The following is a 14,149-nucleotide window of genomic DNA, read 5'->3' as shown; positions in this document are numbered from 1 at the left end:
GACATCCGTGCTCATTCCTCCTCTTCCTTCTTCTGTTGCCCTCCACTTCTCGCGGGGTCGAGCTGCTTTACGGCGGATCGATCTCGCCGACGACACGGGTGCCGCGACCGCCGAGTACGCGGTCGTGATCATGGCCGGCGTCGCATTCGCGGGCGTGCTCGTGTCGATCGTGCGCTCGGGTCAGGTGCAGGCCATGCTGACCGACCTCGTGCAGAAAGCGCTGACGGTCGCGTGAGCGCGACGATCGAGTTCGCGCTCGTGGCGCCAGCGGTCGCCGTCATGATCGGCGTCGCCGTGGCGGCGGTCGGCGCGGCGGGGGAGTCGATGAGGCTCGCCGATGCGGCAGGCGCCGCGGCCCGCGCAGCCGGTCGTGGTGACGACCCGGGTGCCCTCGCGCAACGGCTCGTGCCCGGGTCACGGGTCGAGGTCGCGGGCGACGATCCCGTGTGCGTTCGGCTCGGCCGCACCGTCGCTCTCGGCTGGTTGACGAGTGGCGTCGACCTCTCAGCTAGAAGCTGTGCTCCTGGTGGCGGCCTCTAGCGCGGTGCTGCTCGCGAAGGTCGCGGCGCGCCCGGTTCGTTCCGCTTATATGCAGTGCTCGTTCTCGGGGTGGGCCGACGCGCGCGGCAGCGTCTCGGTCGTGCTCGCGGGGGCGATCGCCGCGGCGACCCTCCTCGTGCAGGGGGTGGTGGCCTCAGGCGCTTTGCTCGTGGCGCGACACGCCCTCGCGGCGACCGCCGACTCGGCCGCCCTCGCGGCTGCCGACGCCGCCGTGGGCCTTCGCGCGGGGCCGCCGTGCGACGCCGCTTCGGCGCTCGCCGAGGCTCAGGCGGCCGGGCTCGATGCCTGTCAAGTGGAGGGCGACACGGTCACCGTGCGCGTGTCGCGCGGGGTGGGGCTGGTGCCTCTCGCCGCGGTCGCGACGGCCGGTCAGCCACCCGGTTCTCTCGGCGCGCCCATGGTCGGCTCCAAGAAATGAGGAGCAAGACCCCGGCAGTAGGTGTGTATGGTGTGGCTGTCGGATGCGGCGACTCGCTCGATCTCTCGGATCGGCAGGCGACGAGGCCGTCGCGCATCGCGAACGACGTGGGCCCAACCAGGCCGACACCGCGTCTCCAAGCCGTCTGCACCGTTTGCAGGCAGTCCTTCTGTTCCACCATTCAAGGAGTCCCGTGCCAGGCACGAAGAAACTGGTAATCGTCGAGTCGCCCGCCAAGGCCAAGACGATCGGTCAGTATTTGGGCAGTGACTACGAAGTGCTCGCCTCCGTCGGCCACATTCGCGACCTCGTCGAGCCCAAGAACCTCCCCGCCGACAAGAAGAAGGGCTCGCTCGGCAAGTTCTCCGTCGACGTCGAGAACGGCTTCGAGCCCTACTACGTGGTCTCCGACGCGAAGAAGAAGACGGTCGCCGACCTCAAACGCGCGCTCAAGGGCGCCGACGAGCTCTACCTCGCCACTGATGAGGATCGCGAGGGCGAGGCCATCGCGTGGCACCTCCTGCAAGAGCTCAAGCCCAAGGTTCCCGTCAAGCGCATGGTCTTCCACGAGATCACCAAAGATGCGATCCAGAAGGCCCAGGAGAACACCCGCGAGCTCGACACGGCTCTCGTCGACGCCCAGGAGACGCGCCGCATTCTCGACCGTCTCTACGGCTACGAGGTCTCGCCCGTTCTCTGGCGCAAGGTCGGGCCGGGTCTCTCCGCCGGTCGTGTGCAGTCGGCCGCCACCCGTCTCGTCGTCGACCGCGAGCGCGAACGCCTCGCGTTCGTCTCGGCCAGCTACTGGGATCTCTCCGGCATCTTCAGCCCCACCGAAGAGCGCTCGCCCTTCCCGGCCCGCCTGGTGCGGGTCGACGGCAGCCGGATCGCCACCGGCCGCGACTATGACGACCGCGGAAACCTCAAGGGCGAGGCAGTGGCCCTCGATGCCGATGCAGCTCAGGCGCTCGCCGCGGCCCTTTACGCTCCCGGCGTCGACGTGGTCGTCCGCTCGGTTGAGGCGAAGCCGTACACGCGTCGCCCCGCTGCCCCGTTCACGACTTCGACCCTGCAGCAGGAGGCCGCCCGCAAGCTTCGCTTCTCGGCCCGCCAGACCATGAGCGTGGCGCAGTCTCTCTACGAGAACGGCTACATCACCTACATGCGAACCGACTCGCCGTCGCTCTCGCAGCAGGCGATCACTGCGGCACGCAACCAGGCCTCGTCTCTCTACGGGGCCGACACGATCCCCGAGAAGCCGCGCCTCTACACCGGCAAGAGCAAGAACGCGCAGGAGGCCCACGAGGCCATCCGCCCCTCGGGAGACACCTTCAAGACGCCGCAGCAGCTCGAGGGCACACTCCGTGGCAACGACTGGAAGCTCTACGACCTGATCTGGAAGCGCACGGTCGCCTCGCAGATGGCCGACGCGAAGGGCTCCACCGCCTCCGTGGTGGTCGCGGCAACGACCGAGGCGCCCGTCACCGGTATCGCCAGCTCCGGCCCGAAGGGCACGATCGCCGAGTTCGTCGCGACCGGCACCGTCATCACCTTCCGCGGCTTCCTCGCGGCCTACGAGGAGGGGCGAGACGAAGACCGTCATTCCACTGACGCCTCGAAAGACGACGCCAAGCTCCCCGTGCTGAAAGAGGGCCAGAAGCTCTCCATCGACGACGTCGAAGCCAAGGGTCACGACACGTCGGCACCCCCGCGCTACACCGAGGCGAGCCTCGTCAAGACGCTCGAAGAGCTCGGTATCGGGCGCCCCTCGACCTACGCGGCCATCATGTCGACCATCGTCGACCGTGGTTACGTGACTCCCCGGGGCACCGCACTCGTTCCGAACTGGATCGCCTTCTCCGTGGTCCGGTTACTCGAGGAGTACTTCGGCGACCTCGTCGAGTACGACTTCACCGCGGGCATGGAAGACGACCTCGACCTCATCGCCGGCGGAGAGGCCGACCGCGTCGACTGGCTCAACGGGTTCTACTTCGGCAACGAGTCGCACCGCGGCCTCCGCAAGGTGATCGACAACCTCGGCGAGATCGACGCGCGTGAGATCAACTCGATCGCTCTCGGCGAAGGGTTGACGTTGCGCATCGGTCGCTACGGGCCCTACCTCGAGACTCCGAGCGACGACCCCGAGACCCCGCGTCGCGTCAACGTGCCCGAAGACCTCGCTCCCGACGAGCTGACACCGCAGCGTGCCCGCGAGCTCATCGACGCTCCCGTCGTCGGCGACCGGGTGCTCGGCCTCAACCCCGAGACGGGCAAAGAGGTGCTGGCGAAAGACGGCCGCTTCGGCCCCTACGTGACCGAGCGCACCCCCGAGGTGCCCGAGGCGGAGCCCGCCGTCGACGCGGCCACCGGCGAGGTGCTCGAGAGCGCACCCGAGACCGACACTTCCGCGACCGCCGCTGCCACCGAGACGGCTGCTGCCGCCGGTGCGACCACGGCGAAGGCCCCGGCCAAGAAGGCGCCCGCCAAGAAGACGCCGAAGAAGGCCGCCCTGCCGAAGGAGCGGACCGCCTCGCTGTTCAAGTCGATGGACGTCGACTCGATCGACCTCGCCACCGCCCTGCGCCTGCTCGACCTGCCTCGCACCGTGGGTCTCGACCCGGAGTCAGGCGACGAGATCCAGGCTCAGAACGGCCGCTACGGCCCCTACCTCAAGAAGGGCACCGACACCCGGTCGCTCACGAGCGAAGACCAGATCTTCGACATCGACCTCGCGGGTGCGCTCGAGCTCTACGCGCAGCCCAAGTACGGAGCGAAGCGTGCCTCCAGCGCCCTGAAGGAGTTCGAGGCACCCGACCCGGTGAGCGGCAAGGCGATCAAGATCAAAGACGGTCGCTTCGGTGCCTACGTCACGGACGGTGAGACCAATGCGACGATCCCGCGCGGCGAGACCGTCGAAGAGGTCGACTTCGATCGCGCCGTTCAGCTGATCGCCGACAAGCGCGCCAAGGGGCCCGCGGTCAAGAAGGCCCCGGCGAAGAAGGCACCCGCCAAGAAGCCCGCGGCGAAGAAGCCCGCAGCCAAGAAGCCGGCCGCGAAGACGTCGGCTGCCAAGACGACCGCTGCAAAGACGACAGCCACGAAGACGACGGCTGCTAAAACCGCCGCGGCGAAAAAGCCGGCGGCGGCAAAGACCACCGAGTCTGACTAGTGGCGGGTCTCTTCATCACACTGGAGGGGGGCGACGGGGTCGGCAAATCGACCCAGGCCGCCCTCCTCGAGGCGTCTCTCACCGGGGCCGGGTACACCGTCGTCCGCACCCGCGAACCCGGCGGCACCGACCTCGGCGGTGAGATCCGCTCGATGGTGCTCCACCGACGCGGCCACATTGCCCCGCGCGCCGAAGCCCTCCTCTACGCCGCCGATCGCGCTCACCACGTGGACACCGTCGTCCGGCCGGCACTCGATCGCGGCGAGGTCGTCCTCCAAGACCGGTACCTCGACTCCTCCGTCGCCTACCAGGGGGCCGGCCGTGTGCTCGGAGCCGACGAGGTCCGTGACCTGTCGCTGTGGGCCGTCGAGGGGCTCCTGCCCGACCTCACCGTGCTGCTCGACCTCGACGAGACCGCGAGCCGATCGCGCCTCGACTCGTCGCGCACCGAATACGACCGGCTCGAGGCGGAGGCCGCCGACTTCCACGCGCGAGTCCGCCACGCCTTCCTCGACCTCGCCGCGGCCGAACCCGACCGCTTCCTCGTGCTCAACGCGTCCCTTGACCGCGCCGACATCGCCCGCGCCATCGGCGACCGAGTCAGAGAGCTGCTCGGCTGACATGGGCGTCTGGAGCAACCTCACCGGCCAAAACGAGGCCATCCGCACGCTGCAGGCCGCAGCCAGCCACGATCCGGGCAACCGGGCCATGGCGCACTCCTGGTTGATCACGGGCCCCCCAGGATCCGGCCGCTCCAACCTCGCCTACGCCTTCGCGGCGGCGCTCCTCTCCCGGGGCCCCGACGACGAAGACGCGACTCTGCGGCAGGTGCAGGCTCGCTCGCACCCCGACCTGGCTGTGCTCGCCACCGAGCTCGTCATCATCACCATCGACCAGGTGCGCGAACTCGTCAAAGCGTCGTACTACTCGCCGAGCGTCGGCCGCTACCGCGTCGTCGTCGTTGAAGACGCCGACCGCATGAGCGAGCACTCGTCGAACGTGCTGCTCAAAGCGCTCGAAGAGCCACCCGTGTCGACCGTGTGGATCCTCTGTGCCCCGAGCGAGGCCGACCTGCTGCCGACCATCCGGTCACGGGTCCGGAGCCTCGGCCTGCGCGTGCCCTCCATCGACGACGTGGCGGCGCTGCTTCGCGACCGAGACGGCGTCGACCCCGAGACGGCGGTCGTGGCCGCCCGGGAGGCCCAAAGCCACATCGGGATGGCGCGGCGTCTGGCCACGGATCCTGAAGCGCGTGCCCGTCGCCGCCAGACCCTCGAGACAGCCCTCTCGATCCGGTCGACCTCCGACGCCGTGATCGCCGCGGCGACCCTTCTCGCGGTCGCCGGCGAAGACGCCAAATCGTTCACGGCCGAGCACGACGAAGAAGAACGCAAAGCGGCACTCCGATCGCTCGGCGTCGCCGAGGGCGGCACAGTGCCGCCAGCACTGCGCGCACAGCTGCGGGCGATGGAAGACGACCAGAAGCGTCGCGCAAAACGGGGGCTGCACGACGGGCTCGACCGGATCCTTGTCGATTTGCTCTCGCTCTACCGCGACGTGCTGCTGCTGCAGCTCGGAGCCGCGGGGGAGCCGATCAACGACAGCATCCGCCCGGCCCTCGAAAGCGCCGCCGGAGCCTCGACCCCGGCGACCACCCTCAAGGTGCTCGATGCGATCAGTACGGCCCGCACCCGGGTCGACCGCAACGTGTCGCCGGCTCTCGTGCTCGAGGCCATGCTGATCGCTGTCAGCCGCCACGCCGTCCGGTAAGCAAAGATAGGCACATGCCCGAAGCACAACCCGGACTCCGCGAACGTAAACGACTCGCGACACGTCGAGCCATCCAGGTCGCAGTGCTGCGACTCGTCCGCGACAACGGCTACGACGCCGTCACCGTCGACATGATCGGTCGGGAGGCCGACGTGTCGCCGCGCACCTTCTTCAACTACTTCCCCTCGAAAGAAGAAGCGGTCGTCGGCGACCCGCCGCACATCCCCGACGGGCCCGAGATCGACCACTTCGTCGCCGGGGGAGGGCGCGACCGCCTGCTGGCCGACCTCGTCGACCTCGTCGAGCGCGCCATGGAGGTGCTCGTCACCGACCGCGAGCTCGTGCACTGGCGCCGAGCCGTGCTCCGCGACCACCCCGAGCTCTTCGCACGGCGCAGTGCCGGGTTGCACGAATTCGAAGCGCAGCTGCTCGACCTCCTCGAACGCCGCTTCGCCGTCGACGACCCGAGCCTCGCCGCCGACCCTGCGGCGCTCCGGGCAGAAGCGGGCCTCGCCTCCCTCGTCGTCATGGCGACCCTCCGCCACGCCTGGACCGCCTGGATCGACCCCGCAGTCACCCCGGCGCGCGACGACAACCCCGAAAAGAGCCTCCGCGCGCAACTCGACGCGAGCTTCCAAGCCCTCGGCACCCTGTGGTCACGGCAGAGCCCCGCGATCGGGTAATGTATCTGACTGTGCGTTCGGGCTAACCCCCGAAACCACGCCGCCTTAGCTCAGTCGGTAGAGCGTCTCACTCGTAATGAGAAGGTCGTCGGTTCGATTCCGACAGGCGGCTCACCTCCCTGTACCGTGTTCGCAGCCCCTTCGGGGCGCTCCCCGATGTCGGTGTTCGTGCCTGTCTGGCGGCTCTCGCCGCTGCGGCATCGCTTCGCTCGCCGCGGAGACGCGGGAGGCGGGGATGCGCTGGGCCCCGCCAGAGACGCGGGCCCTCAGCATGCGAAAACCGGGCTTGGCGGCTCGAAGGCGGCCCATTTGCCCGAATTCGTAGGGTGAAGGCCCGGGCGCCGCAGCCGGATTGCGAGCAAGGATCCGGCACAGACCCTCGCGGTCGGCCACGGCGACGGGCCTAGGGCCGCCGCGGACGCCGAACCCGAGGGTCTAGCGCGCCCGGTCGCCTAGAGGCGAGTGGCCGCCGCGAAGATGGCCCACGCGATGGCGCTGACCGCCAGCCAGAGAATGAAGAAGAGTGCCCCGATACCCAGCGACACGAGGCCAATCGAGCTGAGAAGGAGCTGGGCCGCGACGTTGTCGGTGCTCGCAAGCCCGGCGATGACCAGCAGTGCGCCACCTCCGACCAAGCCGAGAAGGGCGAAGACCATGAGCACGGTCGAGTACGGGTTGCGCCGGTGTTCCATGCCCAGAGCCTAAATCGATTGACGCTCAAATTAGCTTTCACCGCGCGGGCCTGCGGCGAGCCGGGCGCGTGCCTCTCGGCACGCGAAGTACCCCGCAATAGCGCCGTTGGTCCCCCAAAACACCGACTGTTCACCATCGGGACGGGTCGACGTCATCAGTTGATCCCCATCGGATCCTTATCGAACTGCCAGGTTTAGGCGTCCCCGGGAGGACGCCCCGGCAGCGGAGCGAGTGAGCCCGGGACGACCCACCGCCGTTCCGGCCTCGCCGGCGGCACCGCACCTCGAAGGACACCGTGTCAACCGATTCCCCCCGCCTCCTGAGCGTCGTGCGCGACCCCGCTGACCTCCGGTTCCGGCTCGCCGCCCATGCCGGCGGTGTCACCGTGCTCGCGATCATGTCGCTCGTCGGCCTGTTCCTCGCGTTTCGCGCCGCGCAGGCGATCGGCGTCGCGAAGTTCAGCTTCTTCACCGAGCAGGCCTGGGAGCCCGACGCCGGCAAGTTCGGCATCGCCGCCGTGCTGGTCGGCACGATCCTGATCGCACTGGTCGCGATCTTCTTCGCCGTGCCGCTCGCCCTCGGCACGGCGCTCTACATCACCGAGTACGCGCCCATCCGTGTCCGGGGCTTCCTGATCGGCCTGGTCGACCTGATGGCCGCGATCCCGAGCGTCGTCTACGGCCTCTGGGGCTTCTTCTTCTTGCAGGGGCAGATCACGCCGGTGTCGAAGTGGATCTCGCAGTACTTCGGCTGGATCCCCCTCTTCCGGGTCGACGGAACAGACCTCAAGGATCCGCTGGCGAGCCCCACCGTCTACACGTCGTCGACGTTCATCGCGGGCATCGTCGTCGCTCTGATGATCACGCCGATCATCACCTCGATCATGCGCGAGGTCTTCTTGCAGGCGCCGCTGGGGGAGCGCGAGGGGGCACTGGCCCTCGGCTCGACGAAGTGGGGAATGATCCGCTCGGTCGTGCTGCCGTTCGGCCGGGGCGGCATCATCGGCGGAACCATGCTCGGGCTCGGCCGCGCGCTCGGCGAGACCATCGCCGTCTACATGATCATCTCGCCGATCTTCGTGATCCAGCCGCACATTCTTCAGGCCGGTGCGAGCTCGGTGTCGTCGCTGATCGCGCTGCGCTACGGCGAGGCGACCCCGTTCGGCACCTCGGCCCTCATGGCTGCCGGGCTCACGCTCTTCTTGATGACGCTGTGCATCAACTTCGCCGCGTCGGCTGTCGTCGCCCGATCGCGATCGGGGGCGAGCAGCTGATGACCGACCTCCTCGAAGCACCGACCCAGCCGGAGACCGAGCTGCCCTCTCGGGAGTCGCGCCGTGACGAGCGCGCCCGGCCGGAGGTGCGCCGTACCATCGGCGTCCGCATCAGCGACGTGCTCGCAATGGCGGGTGCGGCCGTCGCCTCGCTCAGCGTCACGATCGTGCTGTTCTCCTGGATCGCCCCGCTCACCGGCGGCATCGCCTTCGTCGTGGTCGGCTACGTGCTGTTCCTCGGCTTCTACGCGTTGCTCGTCGCGATCGACGAGAGTGCCGCCGTGGTTCGCGACCGGTTGATCGCGGCCGTCGTGCACAGCCTCGCGTTCCTCGTCATCGCGACTCTTGTCTTCGTCGTCGTATTCAGCTTCGTGCGGGGCGCGAAGGCGATTCCCCATCTCAACTTCTTCACCCAGGACATGGCGCTGACGGGGCCGCTCGATCCGCTGACACAGGGTGGTGTGCTGCACGCCGTCGCCGGATCCTTGATTCAGATCACCATCGCGCTGATCATCACGATCCCGCTCGGCCTGACGACGGCGCTCTTCCTCGGTGAGATCCCCGGGCCGTTCTCGAGGTTCGTGCGCACCATCGTCGAGGCCATGACGGCGCTGCCGTCGATCGTGGCCGGCCTGTTCATCTACGCGAGCGTGATCCTCTTCCTGGGCGTCGACAAGTCGGGCTTCGCCGCCTCGCTCGCCATCAGTGTGATGATGCTGCCGATCATGATCCGCTCGGCCGACGTCGTGCTGCGTCTCGTGCCCGCGACGCTCAAAGAGGCGTCGCTCGGGCTCGGCGCGGGGCAGTGGCAGACCGTCTGGCGTGTGGTGATTCCGACCTCGCGCTCCGGGCTGATCACGGCGATCATCCTCGCGACGGCTCGCGGAATCGGTGAGACCTCGCCCGTCCTGCTCACCTCGGGCTTCACTGCGGGCCTCAATCTCGACCCGCTACACGGTCCGATGCTCTCGCTGCCGCTGGCGATCTTCGAGTTCGTCAAGTCGCCCGAGCCGACCATGATCGCCCGCGGTTTCGGCACGGCGATCGTGCTGATGCTTCTCGTGCTGGTGCTCTTCGTGATCGCCCGTCTGATCGGCGGCGAGACGGTTGCGCGTCGCGAGAGCCGCCGCGACTTCCTGCTCAGGATCCGGGCCGCAGCCGCACGGCTCCCCGTCTCTGCCCGCCTCCGCCCCCGCAGCACCCGCCCCTCGAAGGACACCACCCGTGATCTCTCCTAAGCGCTCCGTCGCCGCCCTCCTGATCGGCGTCGTCGCCGCGGCCGCGCTGCTCGCGATGACCCCGTCGGCCGCCCAGGCCGATACCTACAAGGCCATCTCGGGCGCCGGCTCGTCGTGGAGCTCGAACGCGATCGCGCAGTGGGCGGTGAACGTGCAGCAGTACGGGCTGAAGGTGAACTACGCCAGCACGGGCTCGTCGGACGGCCGCAACCAATTCAAGAACGGCACCGTCGACTACGCCGTGTCGGAGATCCCCTACGGCATCAAAGACGGCGGCGTCGTCGACTCGGCACCGACAGTCGGCTACGCCTACATGCCGATCGTCGCGGGTGGTACGGCGTTCATGTACAACCTCACGTCGGGCGGCAAGCAGGTGACGAACCTGCGGCTGTCGGGCGACGTCGTCACCAAGATCTTCACCGGCAAGATCACGAGCTGGAACGACAAGGCCATCAAGAAAGACAACCCCGGCCTCGACCTGCCGAAGCGGAACATCGTGCCGGTGGTGCGCTCCGACGGCTCCGGCTCGACGGCGCAGTTCTCCACCTGGATGAGCCAGGAGCACCCCTCCGATTGGAACAGCTACTGTGCCGCGGCCGGGCGGCCCACCCCGTGCGGTGTGACGTCTAACTACCCGACGATCCCCGGCAAGGGCTTCATCGCTCAGCCGAACTCGCAGGGCGTCTCGGGCTACGTCGCCCAGAAGGCGAACGTCGGCACGATCACCTACGTCGAGTACTCGTACGCCCTCAAGACCGGCTTCCCGGTCGCCAAGATCCTGAACAAGTCGGGCTACTACGTCGAACCGACCGCCTCCAACGTCGCCGTCGGGCTGCTCGGAGCGAAGATCAACCAGGACAAGGGTTCGGCGCAGTACCTCACGCAGATCCTGACCGGCGTCTACAACAACCCGGACCACCGCGCCTATCCGCTGTCGTCGTACTCGTACATGATCATTCCCACCGAGATCTCGTCGTCGCGCAGCTTCACGAAGGACAAGGGCAAGAGCCTCAGCACCTTCGCGAACTACTTCCTCTGCGAGGGGCAGCAGCAGGCCGAGGTGCTCGGCTACTCGCCGCTGCCGATCAACCTCGTGAAGGCGGGTCTCAGCCAGGTCAAGCGGATTCCCGGCACGGTCTCGAAGGCGATCGACGTCAAGAACTGCAACAATCCGACCTTCTCCAAAGACGGCACGAACACCCTGGCCAACAACGCCCCGCAGCCCTCGGCCTGCGACAAGATCGGCGTCACGCAGTGCACGGTCGGCACGGGCGGGGCTAAGGCGGTCTCGACGCCGACCAGCGCAAACGCCTCCAGCGGCGGATCGGGTACGACCAAGTCGACGGCAGGGAAGGCAGGATCCGGCTCGTCGTCGGCGGGATCCTCGTCGTCTGGCTCGTCATCGGGCTCCGGGTCGTCGGGCGCAGGATCCGACGGCACGGCCTCGGGATCGGGGTCCGGCAGCGCCTCCTCCGCCGGAGCGGCTGGCCAGGGCACCCTCGTCTCGTGCGACGCCGACTCGGGAGTCTGCTCGAACGTGGTCGCCCTCCCAGTCGAGAGTGACGCCGGAACGGGCTTCGGGTCGAAACAGTGGTTGATGATCGGCTCGGTGGCGGCGCTCCTGGCACTCGTGTTCGTGCCCGCGGCCATCGGCATCGCCGTGGCGAAGAAGCGAGGCCGTCGATGAGAAACCGCACCCTCGTCCGCGTCGGCAACGGCGTCATGGCCTTCGGCATCGTCGTCGTGACGGCCTCCGCTGCCCTCTTCGTCTCGTCGATCCCCGCCGCCGCGACCGCCGTGCCAGCGGGCTCCGACTCGGCGAAGACGGTCAGCTGGGTCGAGGCCCAGACCGCGCTCGGGCAGACCGACAACACCACCGAGGCGGGCGGCAACGCCGACCTCGACTCGTTCAAAGACCTCTCGTTCACCGTCAGCCAGACGGCCAACCTCCTTGACCAGGCCGTCACGGTGACCTGGAAGGGCGGTCACGAGACCTCGCAGGGCGAGTACGCGAACGACTACGTGCAGCTGATGCAGTGCTGGGGCGACGAGGCCTCCGGGCCCTCGCCCGAGCAGTGCGAGTGGGGCGCGCCCTCGACGGCGCTGAGCAGCCTGCTCGGCGTGAATACCGCCAAGCGTGACCTGGTGCGGGGCGACGACCCCGCCATGGACCCGGTGCTGAGGGGCGATGCCGCGGATCCTGATTACCTGCTCGACCCGCCGCTCGAGAACCCGAACCTCAAGGCCTACCGGGTGCCGTTCCGGAGCGTCGACGGCACGCTCGCGAAGTCGACGGGCGATCTCTCGAAGATCTACGACGCGTCGACGACGAACGAGGTGACCGCCGCCCGTACCGCTGCGAACGGCTCGGGCCAGGTGCAGTTCGAGACCCAGTCGAGCCTCGACGCGCCCCAGCTCGGCTGCGGGGCCGACCAGAAGACGGCGACCGGGACAGCGCCGCGGGCGTGCTGGCTCGTGATCGTGCCCCGCGGCACGCACAACCTCGACGGCAGCCCCCAGACCGAGACGGCGTCCGGCCGCATCTCGGGCTCGCCCCTGTCGACGACCGCATGGAAGAACCGCGTCGTCGTGAAGCTGGCATTCCAGCCGGTCTCGCAGGCCTGCCCGATCGGCAACCCGGAGCAGCGACTCGTCGGCTCGGAGCCCGTGCTCGAAGCGCTCACCTCGTGGCAGCCGGCGCTGTGCCGCCTCGGCACCACGTATGGCTACTCGCAGATCGGCGACGCCGAGTCGCGCCGACAGATCGTCTCGACCATCACGGGAGCTTCCCGGCTGGGCGTCGTCGACGGCCCGCTCGATCCGGCCACGACGACGGGAACGACCATTCGTTACGCGCCGGTCGCGCAGAGCTCGATCGTCGTCGCGTTCGACATCGACTACCGGCTCTATCCGGACGCCCCGGCGGCCGACCGCAACGGGCTCCAAGCCACCGATCTCACGTTGAACGCGCGGCTCGTCGCCAAGCTGCTGACGCAGTCGTATCCCATCGACGTTCCGGGTCTCGGCAAGGGCGATGCCACGCTGGAGGCGAATCCGGCGAGCATCATCCAGGATCCCGAATTCGTGCAGCTGAACCCCGCGTTCACGAAGTCGACGAGCGACAACTCGCCGGCCGGCCTCATGGTCGCGCTCGGGTCGTCGGACGCCTCCTCTGCGGTGTGGAGCTGGCTGCGCGCCGACCCCGACGCGAAGGCCTTCCTCTCGGGCTCGGCCGACCCGTGGGGCATGAAGATGAACCCCTCGTATTCGAAGCTGAACCTGGCGACCGACGCGACCCTCGACTCGTTTCCGAAGGCCGACCTCACCATCGCGAAGGGCGGCGACCCGGACGAGACCGGCTACGGCACGCTCGACATGCGTCCGTACATGAACGACATGCACGAGGGGGCCTATCGCACCCTGCGCGCCGACCCCAACGAGAAGGATTCCTGGAACCCGTTCGGTCAGCCGAAGGGCTACACCTCGACCGGTCCGCAGGTGCCCGGTCACCGGTTCCTGCTCTCGATCACCGACTCGGCGTCGGCGGAGCGCTACGGGCTGTCGACAGCGAAGCTCGTGAACGCGAACGGCGAGGCTCTGGCGCCGACGAGTGACTCGGTTACGGCTGCCGTGGCTGCGATGAAGACCACGAGCGTGCCCGGTGTGGTCGCGACCGATGCCGTAGCGAAGACGCCGGGGGCCTACCCGCTGACGATGCTCAGCTATGCCGCGGTCAATGTCTGTGCCGCATCGACAGCCGAGCTGAGCGACTACGCGAAGTTCATTCGCTACGGGGTGGGCGCGGGCCAGGTGTCAGGAGACGACCGTGGGCAGCTGCCGCGGGGCTACGTGCCGCTGAGTGCGACGCTGACCGCCCAGGCGGTCGCCACGGCGAAGGCGATCTCGACTCCGGCTACCGTGACCGCGGAGTGCCCGAAGCCCGCCACGCCGCCGACCGCCGCGCCGGCCGCGCCAACCACGAGCGAGAGCTCGCAGCCGGCAGCAACCGTCGACGAGACCCCCCAGGGCACCGCCGATCTCGGCGACTCGTCCGCGGCAGTCGCCGATGAGAGCTCGACCGATACCGGGGGAACCGCTGTCGCGGTGGCTCAGGATCCGGATGCGGCCGGGCCGTCGGGGACGACTCCCGACACCTTGCTCGGGCGCGGGCGACTCGGGCTTGTCGGAGCTCTCGGATTCGGCGTACCCGCCCTCATCGCCGGGCCGTTGCTCGCGCGCTGGGGCAGACGGCTCGCTCTGCTCGGCGGCTAATGAGAACTCCTCGAGAGTTGTCGGCAACTGCTCGCTGACCGTATGGCAACTGTTAACACAAAAACTCCTCAC

General features: G+C 68.5%; 12 protein-coding genes and 1 tRNA gene. 12 read left to right on the top strand and 1 reads right to left on the bottom strand.

What is annotated here, in order from left to right; all coding sequences use genetic code 11:
- The first annotated feature begins 76 nt into the window (after positions 1-76).
- The 8 genes from ASF54_RS05275 (at position 77) to ASF54_RS05240 (ending at position 6,713) form a co-directional block, all read left to right on the top strand.
- Positions 77-235, top strand: coding sequence for a DUF4244 domain-containing protein (locus tag ASF54_RS05275; RefSeq protein ID WP_235481014.1), 159 nt, complete (start codon positions 77-79; stop codon positions 233-235).
- Positions 232-540: a TadE family type IV pilus minor pilin gene (locus ASF54_RS05270; RefSeq protein ID WP_055959548.1), complete on the top strand. Its 309-nt coding sequence runs from the start codon at positions 232-234 to the stop codon at positions 538-540. Before ASF54_RS05275 ends, ASF54_RS05270 begins: the two co-directional genes overlap by 4 nt.
- The gene (locus ASF54_RS05265) at positions 527-979 is read left to right on the top strand and encodes an Rv3654c family TadE-like protein (RefSeq protein WP_157510031.1); all 453 of its coding nucleotides are present in this window, start codon (positions 527-529) and stop codon (positions 977-979) included. The genes ASF54_RS05270 and ASF54_RS05265 overlap by 14 nt, the downstream gene beginning before the upstream one ends.
- Before the next feature lie 193 nt (positions 980-1,172).
- The gene (gene topA / locus ASF54_RS05260) at positions 1,173-4,148 is read left to right on the top strand and encodes a type I DNA topoisomerase (protein ID WP_055959544.1); all 2,976 of its coding nucleotides are present in this window, start codon (positions 1,173-1,175) and stop codon (positions 4,146-4,148) included.
- Positions 4,148-4,768 (top strand): dTMP kinase, encoded by a 621-nt coding sequence (gene tmk / locus ASF54_RS05255; protein ID WP_055959542.1) that lies wholly within the window; start codon positions 4,148-4,150, stop codon positions 4,766-4,768. Before topA ends, tmk begins: the two co-directional genes overlap by 1 nt.
- A gap of 1 nt (position 4,769) precedes the next feature.
- Positions 4,770-5,918: a DNA polymerase III subunit delta' gene (locus tag ASF54_RS05250; RefSeq protein ID WP_055959540.1), complete on the top strand. Its 1,149-nt coding sequence runs from the start codon at positions 4,770-4,772 to the stop codon at positions 5,916-5,918.
- Between the two features lie 14 nt (positions 5,919-5,932).
- Entirely contained in the window at positions 5,933-6,601 is a 669-nt protein-coding gene (locus ASF54_RS05245) for a TetR/AcrR family transcriptional regulator (protein WP_084815958.1), read from the top strand.
- Positions 6,602-6,640: 39 nt separating this feature from the next.
- Positions 6,641-6,713, top strand: a tRNA-Thr gene (locus tag ASF54_RS05240).
- A gap of 340 nt (positions 6,714-7,053) precedes the next feature.
- On the opposite strand, the gene ASF54_RS05235 is transcribed toward ASF54_RS05240, so the two are convergent.
- Positions 7,054-7,293, bottom strand: coding sequence for a hypothetical protein (locus tag ASF54_RS05235; protein ID WP_055959536.1), 240 nt, complete (start codon positions 7,291-7,293; stop codon positions 7,054-7,056).
- A gap of 296 nt (positions 7,294-7,589) precedes the next feature.
- Between ASF54_RS05235 and pstC the strand changes: the two genes are divergently transcribed.
- Genes pstC through ASF54_RS05215 form a run of 4 tightly spaced genes read left to right on the top strand, consistent with a single transcriptional unit; the run spans position 7,590 to position 14,077 of the window.
- Positions 7,590-8,567, top strand: coding sequence for a phosphate ABC transporter permease subunit PstC (gene pstC / locus ASF54_RS05230; RefSeq protein ID WP_055959534.1), 978 nt, complete (start codon positions 7,590-7,592; stop codon positions 8,565-8,567).
- Entirely contained in the window at positions 8,567-9,805 is a 1,239-nt protein-coding gene (gene pstA, locus ASF54_RS05225; protein ID WP_084816142.1) for a phosphate ABC transporter permease PstA, read from the top strand. The genes pstC and pstA overlap by 1 nt, the downstream gene beginning before the upstream one ends.
- Positions 9,792-11,492, top strand: a complete 1,701-nt coding sequence (pstS, locus tag ASF54_RS05220) for a phosphate ABC transporter substrate-binding protein PstS (protein ID WP_235480945.1) — start codon at positions 9,792-9,794, stop codon at positions 11,490-11,492. The genes pstA and pstS overlap by 14 nt, the downstream gene beginning before the upstream one ends.
- Complete coding sequence (locus ASF54_RS05215) at positions 11,489-14,077, top strand: hypothetical protein (protein WP_055959532.1); 2,589 nt, start codon at positions 11,489-11,491, stop codon at positions 14,075-14,077. The genes pstS and ASF54_RS05215 overlap by 4 nt, the downstream gene beginning before the upstream one ends.
- Positions 14,078-14,149 lie beyond the last annotated feature (72 nt).

The sequence above is a fragment of the Frondihabitans sp. Leaf304 genome (assembly GCF_001423105.1).
Taxonomy (GTDB): Bacteria; Actinomycetota; Actinomycetes; order Actinomycetales; family Microbacteriaceae; genus Frondihabitans.
Note: the sequence above shows the minus strand (reverse complement) of the source record. Positions and strands in the feature narration are given on the sequence as shown.

What these genes read in the sequence shown, in the direction of transcription:
- ASF54_RS05235 (WP_055959536.1), bottom strand. Translation starts at nt 7,293, where the DNA reads ATGGAACACCGGCGCAACCCGTACTCGACCGTGCTCATGGTCTTCGCC.
- ASF54_RS05245 (WP_084815958.1), top strand. Translation starts at nt 5,933, where the DNA reads ATGCCCGAAGCACAACCCGGACTCCGCGAACGTAAACGACTCGCGACA.
- ASF54_RS05215 (WP_055959532.1), top strand. Translation starts at nt 11,489, where the DNA reads ATGAGAAACCGCACCCTCGTCCGCGTCGGCAACGGCGTCATGGCCTTC.
- pstA (WP_084816142.1), top strand. Translation starts at nt 8,567, where the DNA reads ATGACCGACCTCCTCGAAGCACCGACCCAGCCGGAGACCGAGCTGCCC.
- ASF54_RS05250 (WP_055959540.1), top strand. Translation starts at nt 4,770, where the DNA reads ATGGGCGTCTGGAGCAACCTCACCGGCCAAAACGAGGCCATCCGCACG.